The organism is Arthrobacter gandavensis, from assembly GCF_039528575.1.
GTDB lineage: Bacteria > Actinomycetota > Actinomycetes > Actinomycetales > Micrococcaceae > Arthrobacter_B > Arthrobacter_B citreus_B.
In genome coordinates, this window is sequence record NZ_BAAALV010000005.1 from 21,796 (window position 1) to 36,821 (window position 15,026).

Here is a 15,026-nt window from a genome sequence, read left to right on the forward strand (position 1 = left end):
GAACTAGTGTCCGGACCAGAAGCGGCGGTGGGGACCCCATCCGGGACCTCGAAAACGGTTGCTTTCGCCAGATGAAAACAACACCGACGTGGTCCTGATTGATACCGTCGCGCCGGTCCCAAATCGAACGGCGATAGTGAGTTTCAGCTAGCCTATGGAGGGAACCAACGTAGCAATTTTTCCCGCAGTAGGAGCACCTATGGAATTATCTAAGACCCGTCGTGCTGCAGAATGGTTGAAGCAATTCGAGGTAGATGATCAAGCAGCCGCCATGGCGTTACTGGATGGCGTGCGATTTTTACAAGGCGGCGAAGTAATCACCGGCATACGACGTTCGATTGAAGAATTACTTGTGGATCATCAAGAACGTTTTCCGGTAGCCCTCGTTCCAATTATATCTTCAGAAGACATGATCCGCGAAGAGGGTGCTGATGATGATGCAGAACTAACTACCTTCAGCGGGTTCAACCCCGCGCAGCCAATCGCAAACAACCCAGGCAGTGAAGCCTTGGTGGCGCAGCTCGTACGCGAAGTCCGCAACGCATCTCCCTCCGCGGCTATTTTCTCCGCGCCGCTAACCCTTGAGGGAATGAGGACATCTAAGGTCCACACCCTTTTATGTGTAACTGACTACATCGGATCAGGTCAACAAGTTTTGGATTACGTCGAAACGTGGTGCCGCAACCGAACAATTAGCAGTTGGCGATCGTTTAAGTGGCTTCAAATTGGTGTCGTCGCGTACGCTGCAACATCCGCTGGGAAAAGTGCAGTCGAGGCTAGCCCATATATAAATTTTACTAAAGTTACGGAGATTGCCCCGAGCATTAGAGAAATAGAAAACTCCTATCTTGGAGCAAAGGTCCTGGAAGTGTGCCGTGTCTATGCAAAGCGCGGAAAGATATGGCCCCCACTTGGATACCGGGATAGTGGGGGATTATTCGCAAGTTCGTTCTCAGTACCTAACAACCTTCCGGCCATCCTTATTAAAAGATCTAAAAGATGGGAACCCTTCTTCGACGGTCGTTCAGTGTCAACGAGTCTCTCAGACGAAATTGGGAGCCATGTTCCGGGCGTCAATATTCCCCAGCAACTTTTCGATGCGGGACAAGTTCGGCTCGCAGCACGTCATCGAGACGGGCACATCGATCGTCCATGGCAAACGCATATGATTATGCTCGGCCTCCTGCCTCGCACTGAGGAGCAACTAGCCCTGGCTCTCGGCATACACCTACCAGCCGTAAGAGCAATTTTGGTTTCTCTCGAACGTCTGCAGTTGATTGATGCCCAAGGAAGACCCTCGTCGGCTGGATTCAGGGCGCTAGCATCCCACCGCCGGAAGCCACGCCGGACTCCGGCGTTGCTCACCCCCGACCCTTCTCCATACTATCCTCGCTATAGGAGTTGAGGAGGGGTCACTTGCTTAGTGATGAAGCTGCAGCGTCGCTGCAGCTCGCTGGAGTGTGGCGTTAGCCATACTCAAGGATCGTGGCTAACTATGATCACAGGACGATCTGAGTCTGCGCGTGGGGCTGGATGGAGACATCCTTTCCATCGGCGACTCGGGGATTCTCCATCCAGTCCTACGGTACCCTACGGGTCGAAAGGTAAGCCGACGTGATTCCTCCTCACCTCTATCATCAGCAGGGGGTCGATCTTGGGGTTGAGCCGTCGGCACTTAGGCGCGCATCGGCGGAAAGAGCTCGATTGCGGGCTCAAGGCGCGTATCCGATTCTCTCGCTAGGGCACCTCGCTAGGGAGACGGGTGCTTCGTACAGCTATCTACGGGAAATCGTCAGCAGAACCCGGGACCCATATCGTTCGATCGCGATACCGAAAGCAACCGGGGGAACGCGGCCCATCTCGGCGCCCGAGCCGATCCTCATGGACGTACAACGATGGATCTTGCGTAATATTCTCGACAAATTGCCCGTGCACCCAGCAAGCTACGCTTATCGTTCGAAGACCTCCATCGTGCAATGTGCGTCGCAACATATAGGTGCTCGTTGGTTAGTCAAGATGGATCTACACGATTTCTTCGGTACCGTAAGTGAACAATCGGTGTATCGGGTTTTTCGAAAATTGGGTTACAGCAAACTTGTGTCCTTCGAACTTGCACGGATCACGACGCGGGCAGAAGATCCCGAACGCGCTCCTTGGCTCGCTGCGACCACTGTGATCGGTAGCTATGCTGTAGCAGGGATGGGAGTCCTTCCTCAAGGCGGCCCGACGAGCGGCTCTCTTGCTAATGCTGCCGCGACTCGCCTCGACCAATTCCTGCAGAAATTTGCGCTTCAACGCAGTTTAAGTTACACCCGCTACTCTGACGATTTGGCATTCTCGAGCCTTGACGCCTTCGATCGTCCTACCGCAGAAGCGGTTGTCCGAGAAGCAACGGGTTTGATTCGGAAAGCCGGTTTCGTTACGCACAAGGCTAAGACGCGCATCGTTCCACCAGGTTCACGAAAAGTTGTTCTGGGGCTTTTGGTTGATGACTCTGTGCGTTTAATGCCGGAACATCGCAGACGTATCGAAGTGCACCTTCGCGGATGCGAAGAATTCGGGCTTGCTAATCACGCTGCCCATCGAAAGTTTGACTCAGTTTTTGCATTTGTCGACCATCTTGCCGGCTGGCTTGCCTTCGCACTTGGGGTCGATAGAGTAGTTGCGCTGAACTGGTGCCGACGTTTTAATGAAATTCTTGGGCGCGAAGGTTTGCCGCCAATGCCTAATCTAGTTTAGGAACTGTGGCACAGGTGGCGGTATGTCCGAATAGTAACTAGGGTCTTTCTCCGTAACGTTTCAAGTCTTGTACTTTGGGGATTACATCAGGTTCGTCACGCTCAAGCCTGGGAGTCTCCTGTGTAGGCGAATCATGTCCAGGAGTCTGGTATCCGACAAGTAGCTCGTGGTGCTAATCGAGATGGGCATTGAACTCGAGTCCGTGAAGCAGGAAATTAGGAATGCCAAGGCCGTCGCAATAAGTGCGATCAGCGTTATCGCCAATGCGCGGGATTTGGAGCGGGCAGGCACTGTTGACGGCGCTGGGTGCGTCACCGGTGTTGCTTCTTGAGCATCAGCGCGGGTCAGGACAGGGGCGGGCAGGCAAGCGCGGGTGCGTGTGAAGGCCTCTCCAAGCGGTTCGCGTTGATGGGTTTCCAGCCGATGCCTGGGGCGGCACCGACTCGAACGGTCGGACACTTAGTAACTGGATGAACATGTTCCCAATGGCGCCGGCAGGCCACTTGACATTCAGAAGTTCAATGTAGTCGGTCCTCGACCGGCCGGAACGTTCCCCGTCTTTGGCTCTGCTGCCCTTTCGGCTCGCGCGGAAAGGAAACAGGCAGCACCCGTTGTGGCCGAGCGCGGCAGCGTTCGGGTAAGACCTATGCAACTAGGTACTCGGGCCCATGGTCCACGTGCCCCTTATGCGTTTTCTCGCTACCCGGCCTGTCGCGATCAAGCTCTGCCCTCCTTCTGCCATGATGACACAATGGATCGGATTACAACTTCCTATGTTGAGGCCTTTCGTCTGGAGCAAAGTCTCCCAGCGGGTGAACTAGCAACTACTTTCGAGCACTTCACAAATTACTGCATTTTGTCCGATTCATATGACGAGGAGTTTGACGTCTCGGATATTCATACTGGTGGCGGCAATGACCTAACTCTCGACGGTGCGGCCATCATCGTCAACGGTGTCATAGTAACCTCTATCGAAGAGATCGGAGATTTGTTGAGGACTAATGGGTTCCTCGACGTCCGATTCGTTTTTATGCAAGCCAAGACATCAAGCGGATTCAGTGGGGAGGAGATTGGCTCCTTCGGGGAAGGCGTGCTCGAGTTCTTTTCAGACGATCCTATTCTGCCTATGTCGGATCGCATTCTTCAGCTTCGGGAAATTATGGCCTGGATCTATGATCACAGTGTCCAGTTCAAGCATGAAAAGCCGACGTGTGAGATGTCGTTCGTGTCTACGGGCACATGGGTCGACGACGACCACCTGCGCGGAAAGATTACAAAAGCAGAGGCCAACCTCATGCGGACTAATCTATTTAGTAGAGTTATCCTTCGTCCCCTGGGTGCTGCAGAGATACAGGCCAGTTGGACGCGCAGTAAAAACGCAGCGGCAGTGGAATTTACATTCGCAAATAAGGTGACAGTGCCGGAAATGGTTGGGGTCACGGAATCCTACGTGGGTGTTCTTCCTCTGGGCGAGTTTCTTCGAGTCATATCGGATCCGCAGGCTGGAAGCATACGTAAACACATATTCTATGATAATGTTCGTGATTTTCAAGGTGATAATCCGGTAAATAATGAAATTGCTCGAAGCTTGCAAACTTCGGAGGGTCAAGATAGATTCGTAGTGCTGAATAATGGCGTCACGTTGGTTGCTCGAAGTCTGCGTAATACAGGGAATAAGTTTTTTGTTTCGGACTACCAAATCGTCAATGGGTGCCAGACAAGTCATGTTCTCTACAACAATCGTGAGGATCTCCCTGATAGTCTGGGAGTTCCATTCAAGGTTATTGCCACGAATGACGAGGAAGTAATAAACTCCATCATCACCGCTACTAATCGGCAGACTCAGGTAACAGACGACGATCTGTATGCGCTAAGTACGTTCCAGAAGCAATTAGAGGCGTTTATGAGGGCATTCGATGAGCGTCACCGACTGCACTACGAACGTCGCTCTAAGCAGTACAACACGGCAAATGTTGAGAAAGTTCGGATCATCACTAAGACGATTGAGATGAGATCATTCGCGGCCATGTTCCTCGATGAACCTCGCAGGGCTGCTAACTACTACTCGGAACTCAAACCGCAGGTTGGCAGGACGATATTCAATCCTTCACACAAGCTGGATCCATATTATGCAGCCGCATTCGCCTACTACAAGCTTGAGTTTTTCTTTCGAAATGGCCAGATCCCAGTGAGCTACAAGCCTGCTCGTTATCATATTCTCATGGTTGCCCGGTACCTGGCTGCAGGCTGGGAGATGCCTGCTTTCACGGCAAATAAGATGGAGCGGTATACAAAAAAAATTAATGAGATCCTCTGGGATGACCTCAAGGCTGCAGCGCTCTTCAAGGACGCGTGCGCTGTTATAGACGAGGTGCAAGAGGGTGCACCTTTGAGTCGTGAATCAGTGAAGCCGCAGTCGTTCACAGATTTGGTTTTAGGAAAGGTGAGACAGCGCTGAACAAAGCGGTATCTCCGTGAGTCTATGGCCTACCGCTGGGTGGGCCGCGGTATGCAGGTTCCGTCCGTTGTCCCGACGCGTCGAGCGTTCTGTTCCGTCTGGCTGAGCCAATGTCTGCCGGCCATGAATACTATGTGTAGCCTTGCAGCAAAGATCGTTGACATTGACGCACGGTATCGCCTCCACCGTAGCGCGCATGAATCACACTTAGCATGAGCACAATGAACCGCCGGGCTTACGGTCGCCCTGAGGTACGAGCATAAACTCAGGGACGGGCGCATCCTCGGGATAATCAAAGACGGTTTCTCGCAGTCTGTCATTTAGACGGCCGCGCGGCGGCATGGGACGGTGGCCTTAGGTGCCGTCGTAATCCGCCCCGTTGAACTCGTCTCATCGGTCTGCGGGTTCTGCGTGTGTTTCGCGAAGGCCCGTGGAAGACGCGTCGCCATCCGGCAACGCGTGACCTGCGTCCGACTAAAGGCAACACCACCGCGGTCTGAAAATCACAAATAACTTGATATTCTCCCCTGATGGAGCTTGAACGAGACGAACGCGGTGAGCCGGCAACAAATCGCCTCAACTACACGGCCTACCGTCTCGGCAGGGCGCTCGACCGGTTCACCGAGAACCTGGCTCTGGCCCACGGCGTGACACTGTCCCAGTTCCTCGTGCTTCAGGTCCTGGGGGAGGGGCTGCCGCTCTCCAACGCCCAGCTGGGACGAAGGACCTTCGTCAGCTCCCAGGCCGCACACCTCGTGGCGAACGAACTCCTCGAACTCGGTTTGGTGGAACGGGGAAGCCACCCGACGAACCGGCGGATACGCCTCGTCCAGCTCACCGAAGCAGGCTGGGACGTCGTACAGGCCTGCACAGAGGAACTGCGCGACCACGAACAACGCCTAACCAGCCACATCGGAGAGGACCTCGGCAACTCAATCGTCGGCGTCCTGGACCATGCGGCCCAGGTCCTTGCCGGCGGATACTTCGGCGATGACGAAGCCGAGGCAGAAGCAGTCTCCCGCCGCCAGATCACCAGCCGCCCGCGGCACGTCCCGTCCCGGCTGGCCGCCAGCCGTCTCAAAGGCCTCAACAAAGAAGCCGACGGCGCCAACCCGGACACCTGACAAGCGCTTTAGGCAGACGTGGGCCTCGTCCGGACCAACACCACCAGCAGGCAGGCGAAGGCGCTCACCGCAGAAACCGCCAGAGCGACCCGGCCGGAGCTGGCATCGATGACCCAGCCCATCAGCAGTGCCCCAAAAGGCACCATGCCGTAACTTCCCATCGTCATCAGCGACATCATGCGCCCAATGAACTGCGGCCGCACGGATTCCTGCGCAGCAGCGTTCACAATCCCCTGGTAATAGCCCACCGCAATGCCCAGCACCGGAGCGGCTGCCAGGAACAGCAGGAGCGTGGGCGCCGCGGCATTCAGCGCCAGCGCCGCACCGAAAACACTTGTAGCCGCAATCATGGACCGCACCGACACTCGCGGCCTCCGGGCGGCCAGTATGCCTCCGAGGATCGCGCCCACAGCGTTGAGGGTGTGGACAGCTCCCACTGCGCCGGCATCGCCGCCGTAGGAGAGATTCACGGTGGAGGTGAGCACCAGTCCGAAGTTCATGGCCAGGAGGGCAATCACCACGTTCACGATCAGCAGGGTGTTTACGTCCCGGCTTCGCCGGAAGGCGCCCGCCGCCGAGCCGTCCAAGGCCTTAGCCCCGGGCCCGCCCGGGGTCTTGATGCCATCCCCCTCCCGCTGGGTCCGGGATGACCGCCGGTGAAGCTCGTCCGGACGGATCCGCAGCCGCGACGCAAACACCAGCAGGTAGGCGGCAGCATTGATCAGGATGCACGCACTGGGTCCGAGTCCCTGGAAAGCGAGCCCGGCCAACGCCGGGCCCACCGACCGGGCAGCGGCCAGCGAAATGGTGCTGATGGACGCAGCCCGGGACAGACCGTCTGGGCCCACCAGCTCGAAGATGATGGTCTGCGCGGCCACCCGTTCAAAGGCCTGGACCGAACCCAGCACCCCAACCATGCTGTAGAGCAGCCACAGATCCGGATCCCGGGTCACCACAAAGACCAGGCTGGCGGTGACAACGGCGGAAGCCAGCGACGTCGCCAGCAGCACAGTGCGCGGTGCCACCCGGTCCAGCAGCCGCCCCGCAGGTATTCCAAGCAGGAAGATCGGCAGGAACTGGGCAATGGTGATGCCGCTTAGCGCCTGGGCACTGCCGGTAGCCCCCAGGACCACCAGCTGCAGCGCGAGGTTCTGGAACCAGACGCCGGTGTTGGAGAGGACCTGACCGGTGAAGTACCAGGAGAAGTTCGGGTACCGGAACGGGCCCGCCGGCCCCGCGCCGCTACCCACGGCGGGGCCCGGCCGGGCAGCAGAGGCAGCGGAAACGGCAGCTGGAATCAGGCACGGTCGCGGATGAATTCGGCCATCCGCTCGGGGATGCGGGCGGCGTCGCTGGAGCGTTGGTCGGCATTGTTGGCCCGGATTTCCAGCACCGGAATCCCCTCGGCCTCCAGGGCATCGGTAATGAAACCGCTCCCGGGGGTATCGTCCGCTACCAAGTGCACCACCCCGTCCACCCGATGGCTCAGCGCCTCTTTCACGTACCACTGGGCAGACCACGGCGGCACGTAGAGCTGGTCCGTGATCCCGACGAAGCGGGCAGCCAGCGCACGGACCGGGTCATCGCCGTAGCGCAGGTACCCGTCAGCGGCGATCGCCAGGTACATCGACCACACGAACACCGCTCCGAACTCCTCCTGGAACCGGGTATAGAGGCCCAGATCGGACCACAGTCCGCGGCCCACCCACATCAGCCGCCGCTTCTCCCCGGGACATACGGCAACGCCGTCGGCCACCCGTTCCGCGGTTTCCTCATACAAGGACCGAGCGGCGTCGACCGCCCAGGTGGTGCCGCGCTGCCACTGCGGTGCCATGACGGCGGGCATCGTGTCATTCACCAGCACGGGTGCGAACGGCGCGGAGGCAATGAGGTCCCGGGTTTTGCGGTTCCATTCGGCCTGCTGGTTGCCCAGGTCCATGATCTCCGCCAGCCGGTCGCGGTCCAGCGTGCGGCCGGTGCGCTCCTCCAGCCAGCCAATCAGTTCCTCGATTTCACCCTGCAGCAGATCCAGCCGGTCCGAGCCGAAGGCCTTCTCCCAGTCGCGCGGCACCAGCTCCCACCACCGGTCCGGGAGCGGATCAGCGCCCGTGCGGGAGAGGAGGAACGTTTCTGTACCCGGGAGCCTGCCCCACTGCTCGAAAATCTTGGCGGTCACGTCTCCGCTGCGCTCGGCTACGGCGAAGCGCGGTGCCGGCAAACCGTCCCATGGGCGGTCCTCGGCGTCGAGCAGCTGCTCACCCAGCGGCATCGCATCGTACTGCTGGCTGAAGTCGGGCAGCCCGCGGGCGGCCAGCCGCTCCATCGACGCAGGTCCGGCCCGCTTGGCCGCGATGATGGAGGACCACCACTGCGTCACCACGTAGGGGATGTCCAGGGCGCGGAAGACTTCGTGCGGGGCATCGGCGTTCAACAGCGCAATGGGTTCGCCTGCCGCGGCCCGCTGGCGCACGGACTGGAACCATTCCTTCTGGTAGCGCGTAGCGGCCACGGCTGAACGGAGTCGATGGTCGGTCATGAGGCAATCTCCCCGGACAACTGGACGCTGGCAATGAGATCGGCGGCGGCAGCTGCGGCTCCGTCGGCTGGAACGTGGACGACGCCGGCCAGCCAGGTTCCGCTGGCAGCCAGCGCCTCGCGCTGGGCGGGCAGGTCCCAGACCGGGCCGTCGTCGAGGTCCCGGACCAGGGCCACCACTCCGGCGGCGCCCGTCCGGCGGACTTCGGTCAGCAGATGTTCGGTCCGTTCGGAGGTCAGGGACCGCGACGCCGACGGCGGACGCTGCGCGTGCAGTTCGGCCAGGGCGCGGAAGGCTTCTCCGGGCGACGCGGCGTCCACGGTCTGGCCGATCCAGGCAGCGTCCCCGGCGTCGTGATCTTCGCCCGTCACAACGAGGCCCGCCTGTTCGAGCGCCTCATAAACGGTGGTGTCCGGGTGCGAACTGCCGGTCAGAAACACCCGCAGCACGGTCCCCGGGGCCTCAGCCTGCTGGATCGCCTCGATGGCAGCCAGTGCCTGCTCCGGCGTCAGCTGGGCCGCAGCCGCGTAGCACCGGAGCGCCCCGCTCCCGGCGAGGGCGCCCTTGACCCGCAGATCCCGCACCTGCCCGAGGGCCTTACCCAGCGACTTCTCCCGGGCAGCGGCGGCAGCCAACGTCTCGGCGTCGAGCACTTGCCCGGTGCACCCGGACACGAATCCAGCCAGCCGCTCATACTGCCGGGCGACGAAGAGGTTCCGGTGCGGGCCGCCGCCGCGGGGCGTATCCAGCAACTGGACCGGGTACGGGATGCGCCCGCGTTCGGCCAGCAGCCGCAGCACGTAGTAGACCCGCAGGTTCGCGGCGGAGTCGTTGCAGACCACCAGCCCGACGAGGTCGTCGTGAAAACCGGACAGTACGTCGTCGAGCACCCGGGCGGCAACGGCGTCGGCCGCGCCCAGCAGCTCAGCCGCTTCCCGCGAGACGTCCCCGGACCAGGCACCGAACAGCCGCACCGGCGTCGCGCCCGCGGCCAGGAGAATCTGCCGGGGCGCATCCGCCCCGATGATCCCGATCCGAGGCGCCGGGCCAGCGGGACCCGGACTAGTCACAGCACACCCGCGGTGCGCAGGTTCTCGATCCGGTCGGAGTCATAGCCCAGGGACTTCAGGACCACGTCCGTGTGTTCGCCCAGGTACGGGGCCGGAGCGTCCAGCGTGGTGCGGCTGCCGGAAAGGACCATGGGCAGCCCCGAGCCGAAGAGGCCGTCGAAGTGGCCGAACTTGGGGTGGGACAGCGGGACCACTTCGCCGCGGGCGAGCACCAGCGGGTCCCGGACGGCCTCGGCAGTTGTCCGGACCGGTGCCGCGGGGGCACCGTGGGAAGTGAGTGCTTCTAGTACCTCGGACAGGGGCTTTTCGGCGGCCCACCCGGCGATGATCCCGTGGAGGCGGTCTGCGTTGGCCACCCGGGCATCGCGGGTGCCGAAGTCTTCGGAGTCCAGCAAATCCGTGCGCTCGATGGCGCGAAGCACCCCTGCCGCAAACTGGTCCGTGGGCGCGCAGATTGCAAAGTACCCGTCGGCTGCACGGAACGTGCCGAACGGTGCCAACCGGGGAACGTAGGCGCCGGTGCGCAGCGGGAAGCCCACGGATTCCAGGGCGTCAAAGGGTTCGCAGGCCACCATCGAGGTCAGTGCCCCGAGCATGGACACGTCCACGTGCTGTCCCTGGCCGGTGTGCTCAGCCTGCAGCAAAGCACTCAGGGTGCCGATGACCGCGAACAGCGGAGCGGACAGGTCACCGATCGGCAGGCCAAATCGCACCGGCGGCTGCCCCGGCTCCCCGGCAGTCATCATGACGCCGCTGAGCGCCTGGACGATGGTGTCCATCGCCTTGCGGTCCCCGTTTTCAGTACCGGCGCCGAAACCGCTGATGGAGGTGTAGACGAGTTTCTCGTTGAGGTGGCGCACGCTCGCATAATCGACGCCCAGGCGCTTGGTCACGCCGGCGCTGTAGTTCTCCACCAGGATGTCCGCTTCGGAAATGAGGTCGAACAATACCTGCTTGCTCTCCGGGTGCTTCAGGTTCAGCGTCACCGATTCCTTGCCGCGGCCCCGGAGCATCATCGAGACGGACATGTCGTCCTCCGAAGTCCGCCGCACGTTCAGGCCCTGGGAGGTGACGTAGGGGGAGTTGTTGCGAGAGGAGTCCCCGCCCCGGGTGGGGTTCTCCACCTTGATGACCCGGGCGCCCAGTCCCGCCAGCAGCAGGGTGGCGTAGGGGCCGGCCAGCGCCGTCGTCAGGTCGATAACTGTCTTGCCCGCCAGGGGTTTGGTGTTAATGCTCATGGGGTGTCTCCTTCAAGTGAACGGTCAGCCGGTCTCCTGCCCAGTCCAGGACAGTGTCCAGGCCGGCTTCCCGGGTTATGCGCTGTAGGTAGTCGCCCACCTGTTGCCCGCCGTCGGCGCGGGCCAGCGGGACGGGCCGGGCGTCGTCGTCGATCCAGCAGGGAATAACTTCCGCTGCAACGCTGCCCTCCGGTCCCAGGGTCAGAACGGCGATCAGGGTGTTCCGGCTTTCCGGGTGGAACGGGTACTCGGGCATGGCGGGGTCCGGCTGGAAGCCGAACAGCCTGGTCCTTTCGCGGGCCCAGGCCCGCCGCTCGGGCGAATCGCCGGGGGCTCCGCCCAGTGCCCGGGTCACGGTGGCGAAGTTGCCGAGCCCGTGGAAGATCGGGCGGCCGCGGTAGGCCTCCACGCCTTTGAGGATGTGGGCGTGGTGGGCGAGCACCGCCACAGCCCCGGCGTCGATGGCCGCGTGGGCGATCTCGTATTGGTACTGCGCGATCTCCACCGGCTGGTGGACCAGCCCCTGGTGCAGGGCGACGACGACGGCGGCACCCTGGCGTGCATGGCTTGCCACCTGTTCGGTGAAAGCGGCCAGGGACCCCGGTTCGGCGAACGTGTAGGTGCGCGGCGGTCCGCCGGGGTTGGCGCCCTGCGGCTCATAGTGCGTGACGACCTCTACCCAGGCGCAGCCCGCTTTCGAGCTGCCGGCCCAGGACTCCTTGGGTCCCACGCAGTTGACGCTGAGCACGATCACCTGCCGGCCGGCGTGCTCGGTGACCGACGGTTCCCATGCCTCGGCGAGGTTGCGGCCGGCGCCGGTGGTGGCCATGCCCCGCTCGCGGCAGTGCCGCCGGGTGTCCTCAATGCCTTCCGCGCCGAAGTCGTAGACGTGGTTCCCGGCCAGGGTGAGGACGTCGAATCCGGCGTCGGCCACGGCGTCGAGGGCCGACGGCGGGGCCGGGAGAGCGGGCACGTCCGTGGACGCGGTGGTGGTGGAGTTGGTGTGCGGGACTTCGAGGTGGCCGATGACAATGTCTGCTTCGGCCAGCACGGGGGCAACGGCGCTGAAGAGGGACGAGGCGTCTTTCCGTTCCAGGACCAGATCCCCGGTGGCCATCAGGGTAGTTGTCACTGCTGCTCGTCGTTCCTGCGCATTGAGCGGGCCAGGAAGGAGCGCAGCCGGTCAGTCTGCGGATTGCGGAAGAATGCCTCTGCGGGCTGGTCTTCGACGACCTTGCCGTCGGCCATGAACACGCAGCGGTCCGCGACTTCGCGGGCGAACTCCATCTCATGGGTGACCACCACCATGGTCCGCCCCGAGGCGGCCAGGGACTTCATGGTCTGCAGCACCTCATCGATCAGTTCCGGGTCCAGGGCGCTGGTCGGTTCGTCGAAGAGCAGCACGCGGGGTTCGACGGCGACCGCACGGGCGATGGCAACGCGCTGCTGCTGGCCGCCGGAAAGCTGCCGCGGGTACGCGGTGGCCTTGTCCGAGAGGCCGACCTTTTCCAGCAGGTCCAGTGCCTGCGCCTTGGCTTTGGCCGGGGCAACGCCGTGGACGGCGATGGGAGCCTCGGTGACGTTGCGCAGCACGGTCCAGTGCGGGAACAGGTTGAACTGCTGGAACACCATGCTCATCCGGCGGCGCTGGGCGCGGACGCCGGCGTCGGTCAGCGGGCGCAGGACCTTTCCCTGTTCAAAGCCGAGGAGTTCGCCGTCCAGGTACATGGCGCCGCCGTCGATGGTCTCCAGCTGGTCCAGGCAGCGGACGAGGGTTGATTTGCCCGACCCTGAGGGGCCCAGGACAGCCACTACTTCGCCCTCGTTGACGGTGAGGTCGATGCCGTCCAGGGCTGTGTGGTCGCCGAAGCGCTTACGCAGGCCTACTACCTCAAGGACGGGACGTGTCACAGTCGCCGTACCCGCGGCACTTGTCCCGCCCGGGGTCTGTGCGGTGTTCATCATTGGTTCTCCTGGGTCCGGATCGCGGCAGTAGTACCGGCGGCGGCGGGCTTGGAACTGGCGGTTGCCTTGGGCGCGTGGCGCGTGGCGCCCCGGCCGTAGTACTCCTCGACGCGGCGCTGGAAAAAGGTGAGGATGGTGACGGCCACGAGGTACCAGATCACGGCCACGATCAGCATGGGAACCACGTCATAGGTGCGGTTGTAGATGACCTGGACGGCGTGCAGCAGGTCCCCCATGGCGATCACGCTCACGAGCGACGTGCCCTTCAAGGTGGCGATGATCTGGGAGCCGGTCGGCGGAATGATCACGCGCATGGCCTGCGGCATCACAATCCGGGTGAAGGAGTGCCAGCGGCTGAATCCCATGGCGGACGCGGCGTCGTGCTGTCCCTGGTCCACGGAGAGGATGCCGGCCCGGATGATCTCCGCCATGTAGGCGGCCTCGTGCAGTGAGAGGCCGATGATGGCGGCGGTCAGCGGGGTGATGAGGTCGTTGGTGGACCAGCTGAAGAACTCCGGACCGAACGGCACGCCGACGGCGATGCGGGGGACCAGGTAGGCGAGGTTGAACCAGAAAATCAGCTGGACCAGCGGAGGGACACCCCGGAAGAAGCCCACAAAGGCCATGCACGCCACGCGGACGGGCCAGTAGTCGCTCAGCTGGCCGGCGGCCAGGAGGGTGCCCAGCACCGTGCCGATCACCATGGTGACCACCATGAGCAGGACGCTGGTCACCAGGCCGAGCAGCACGCTGGGGGCGAAGAGGTACTCAGCCACGACGGGCCATTCGAACCGTTTGTTCGTGACGAGGAAGTACACAATGCTGCCGGCGATCAGCAGGAGCAGGGCAGTGCCCAGAATGCGCAGCGGCTTGATGCGGGGACGGGCCTGGGCCACGTCCACGGCGTTAGTGCGTACGGCTGGTCCGGAGGACATGGGGGTGTCCGTTATGCTCATTTGCCAGTCTCACGCGCTGTCATGGGGTTCAGCGTGGGGCTTTCCACCGTGACGTCGTCGAGCTTCCACTCGGACATGATCCGGTCATATTCGCCGTTCTCGAAGATGGCCTCGAACGCAGCGAGCATGGCGGGGGCGAGCTCGTTGCTCTTCGGCAGGAACATGGCGAGCTGGTCCACGCCGGCGCCCTGTTCATCGCTCTGCACGAGGAACTCGAAGGTGCCCTCATCCTGTGACTGAATGTCGAGTGCCGCGGTCTGCGTGGTGCCGGCATAATCGGCGCGGTCCGACTGCACGGCGAGGATGGTGGAGTTGGTGTCCTTCAGCCCGACGAACTCGGGTGCATCAAGGCCCTTTTCGGAGCACCATTCGGTGTAACGCTCCAGCTGGCTCTCGGTCACTGATCCGGTGACCCCGGCTACGCGGGCGCCGCAGAGATCCTCGGGAGCTTCGAGATCGTCCTTCCGCTCTGCAAGGTAGAGGTAGGAGGTGCGGGTGGTCATCCAGACGACGGCGTCGAAGTCGGCCTCCCGCTCGAGCGTGGTGCGGACCGGGCCGTTGAAGGCGTCGTAGCGGCCGGAGAGCATTCCGGTGAGCATGGCATCCAGGCCGGACGCCGTCTGGATGGCGAAGGGGACGCCGAGCTGCTCGGACAGAGCTGCCTGGATGTCCGGGTCGATGCCGGTGATGTCACCGTTCTGCTCAAGCGTGCGGTACGGCGGATGGGTGTCCCCGGCGATGTTGATGACGCCGGCGGACTTGATGGCCTCCGGCAGCTGGTCATACACCGGTGCTTCGGTGTTGACCCCGCCGGAAGCGGACTGGCTTCCCTCGCTGGCCGCGGGTTCCGCCTCGCTGCCGGACGCCGAACAGGACGTCAGGGCGAGGAGGACAGCGCCGGCAACGGCGACGGTGCTGAATCGGTTGAGCTTCATGGTGA

At 62.2% G+C, this 15,026-nt stretch carries 13 protein-coding genes; 5 read left to right on the forward strand and 8 right to left on the reverse strand.

Annotated features, from left to right (window positions below):
- Positions 1–199 precede the first annotated feature (199 nt).
- From ABFX29_RS12340 to ABFX29_RS12360, 5 genes are all read left to right on the forward strand, one after another.
- Positions 200–1,405 carry a phosphoribosyltransferase-like protein gene (locus ABFX29_RS12340; protein WP_152229031.1) on the forward strand — a complete coding sequence of 402 codons (1,206 nt, stop codon included), beginning with the start codon at positions 200–202 and terminating at the stop codon, positions 1,403–1,405.
- 209 nt (positions 1,406–1,614) lie between these two features.
- The gene (locus tag ABFX29_RS12345; protein ID WP_152229030.1) at positions 1,615–2,739 is read left to right on the forward strand and encodes a reverse transcriptase family protein; all 1,125 of its coding nucleotides are present in this window, start codon (positions 1,615–1,617) and stop codon (positions 2,737–2,739) included.
- Positions 2,740–2,908: 169 nt separating this feature from the next.
- Positions 2,909–3,070: a hypothetical protein gene (locus ABFX29_RS12350; RefSeq protein WP_170287797.1), complete on the forward strand. Its 162-nt coding sequence runs from the start codon at positions 2,909–2,911 to the stop codon at positions 3,068–3,070.
- Positions 3,071–3,490: 420 nt separating this feature from the next.
- Complete coding sequence (locus tag ABFX29_RS12355; protein WP_346038495.1) at positions 3,491–5,197, forward strand: AIPR family protein; 1,707 nt, start codon at positions 3,491–3,493, stop codon at positions 5,195–5,197.
- Positions 5,198–5,727: 530 nt separating this feature from the next.
- On the forward strand, positions 5,728–6,321 hold the full coding sequence (locus tag ABFX29_RS12360; RefSeq protein WP_152229028.1) for a MarR family winged helix-turn-helix transcriptional regulator: 594 nt from the start codon (positions 5,728–5,730) through the stop codon (positions 6,319–6,321).
- Between the two features lie 8 nt (positions 6,322–6,329).
- On the opposite strand, the gene ABFX29_RS12365 is transcribed toward ABFX29_RS12360, so the two are convergent.
- Genes ABFX29_RS12365 through ABFX29_RS12400 form a run of 8 tightly spaced genes read right to left on the reverse strand, consistent with a single transcriptional unit; the run spans position 6,330 to position 15,021 of the window.
- The gene (locus ABFX29_RS12365) at positions 6,330–7,571 is read right to left on the reverse strand and encodes an MFS transporter (RefSeq protein ID WP_152229027.1); all 1,242 of its coding nucleotides are present in this window, start codon (positions 7,569–7,571) and stop codon (positions 6,330–6,332) included.
- Positions 7,572–7,618: 47 nt separating this feature from the next.
- A complete protein-coding gene (locus tag ABFX29_RS12370; RefSeq protein ID WP_152229026.1) occupies positions 7,619–8,857 on the reverse strand; it encodes a 2-hydroxyacyl-CoA dehydratase family protein in 1,239 nt (412 codons plus the stop codon).
- Positions 8,854–9,927, reverse strand: a complete 1,074-nt coding sequence (locus ABFX29_RS12375) for a 2-hydroxyacyl-CoA dehydratase family protein (protein WP_152229025.1) — start codon at positions 9,925–9,927, stop codon at positions 8,854–8,856. Before ABFX29_RS12375 ends, ABFX29_RS12370 begins: the two co-directional genes overlap by 4 nt.
- Positions 9,924–11,165 carry a CaiB/BaiF CoA transferase family protein gene (locus ABFX29_RS12380; protein ID WP_211372415.1) on the reverse strand — a complete coding sequence of 414 codons (1,242 nt, stop codon included), beginning with the start codon at positions 11,163–11,165 and terminating at the stop codon, positions 9,924–9,926. Before ABFX29_RS12380 ends, ABFX29_RS12375 begins: the two co-directional genes overlap by 4 nt.
- Positions 11,155–12,297 (reverse strand): CapA family protein, encoded by a 1,143-nt coding sequence (locus ABFX29_RS12385; RefSeq protein ID WP_246167667.1) that lies wholly within the window; start codon positions 12,295–12,297, stop codon positions 11,155–11,157. Before ABFX29_RS12385 ends, ABFX29_RS12380 begins: the two co-directional genes overlap by 11 nt.
- A complete protein-coding gene (locus ABFX29_RS12390) occupies positions 12,294–13,127 on the reverse strand; it encodes an amino acid ABC transporter ATP-binding protein (RefSeq protein WP_152229058.1) in 834 nt (277 codons plus the stop codon). The genes ABFX29_RS12385 and ABFX29_RS12390 overlap by 4 nt, the downstream gene beginning before the upstream one ends.
- Positions 13,127–14,086: an amino acid ABC transporter permease gene (locus tag ABFX29_RS12395; RefSeq protein WP_246167665.1), complete on the reverse strand. Its 960-nt coding sequence runs from the start codon at positions 14,084–14,086 to the stop codon at positions 13,127–13,129. The genes ABFX29_RS12390 and ABFX29_RS12395 overlap by 1 nt, the downstream gene beginning before the upstream one ends.
- A complete protein-coding gene (locus ABFX29_RS12400) occupies positions 14,083–15,021 on the reverse strand; it encodes a transporter substrate-binding domain-containing protein (protein ID WP_152229024.1) in 939 nt (312 codons plus the stop codon). The genes ABFX29_RS12395 and ABFX29_RS12400 overlap by 4 nt, the downstream gene beginning before the upstream one ends.
- Positions 15,022–15,026 lie beyond the last annotated feature (5 nt).